At 51.9% G+C, this 1,219-nt stretch carries 1 rRNA gene; it reads left to right on the top strand.

Annotated elements, in window-relative coordinates:
* A 23S ribosomal RNA gene (locus RDN66_RS16550) occupies positions 1 to 1,219 on the top strand; the annotation flags it as partial.

The raw sequence follows: 1,219 nt of genomic DNA, 5'->3' as shown, positions 1-1,219 counted from the left end.
GAGAGGAAGGTGAGAATCCTTCCGGCCGAATATCTAAGGTTTCCAGAGTAAAGCTGATCTGCTCTGGGTAAGTCGGGGCCTAAGGCGAGGTCGAAAGACGTAGTCGATGGATAACAGGTTGAAATTCCTGTACTATGATATGACAGAACTGTGGGGACACGTGTGGAAAGCGGAAGCCGGGAATGGAAAGACCGGTGCAAGCAAGGTAGGAGACTGGTTGGCAAATCCGCCAGTCAATCTGAAGATGTGATGCGTACTGAAATATAAGTAAGGAAGTCCGTGAGCCATGCGTCAAGAAAAGCCGCTATTGTTCATATCGTACCCGTACCGTAAACCGACACAGGTGGATGAGGAGAGAATCCTAAGGCCGACGGGAGAAGCATTGTTAAGGAACTCGGCAAAATGACTCCGTAACTTCGGGAGAAGGAGTGCCAGTGAGAGCTGGCCGCAGAGAATTGGCCCAAGCAACTGTTTAGCAAAAACACAGGTCTATGCAAAACCGAAAGGTGAGGTATATGGGCTGACGCCTGCCCGGTGCTGGAAGGTTAAGGGGAGAGGTTAGTCGTAAGGCGAAGCTTTGAACTTAAGCCCCAGTAAACGGCGGCCGTAACTATAACGGTCCTAAGGTAGCGAAATTCCTTGTCGGGTAAGTTCCGACCCGCACGAAAGGCGTAATGATTTGGGCACTGTCTCAACAATGCACCCGGTGAAATTGAAATACCAGTGAAGATGCTGGTTACCTGCGCCAGGACGGAAAGACCCCATGGAGCTTTACTCCAGCTTGATACTGGGATTCGATATTGCATGTACAGGATAGGTGGGAGACTAGGAAGCGGTGACGCCAGTTGCCGCAGAGTCGCTGTTGGGATACCACCCTTGCAGTATTGGATTTCTAACCAGCAGCCGTGAACCGGCTGGGGGACAATGTCAGGTGGGGAGTTTGACTGGGGCGGTCGCCTCCGAAAGGGTATCGGAGGCGCTCAAAGGTTCCCTCAGAATGGTTGGAAACCATTCGAAGAGTGCAAAGGCAGAAGGGAGCTTGACTGCGACACCGACGGGTGGAGCAGGTACGAAAGTAGGACTTAGTGATCCGGTGGTATAAAGTGGGATTGCCATCGCTCAACGGATAAAAGCTACCCTGGGGATAACAGGCTTATCACTCCCAAGAGTTCACATCGACGGAGTGGTTTGGCACCTCGATGTCGGCTCATCGCATCCT

It is taken from the genome of uncultured Kluyvera sp., from assembly GCF_902485085.1.
In the GTDB taxonomy this organism is placed as follows: domain Bacteria; phylum Pseudomonadota; class Gammaproteobacteria; order Enterobacterales; family Enterobacteriaceae; genus Kluyvera; species Kluyvera ascorbata.
The sequence above is the reverse complement of the archived record's forward strand: the minus strand, read 5'-3'. Positions and strand labels throughout refer to the sequence as shown.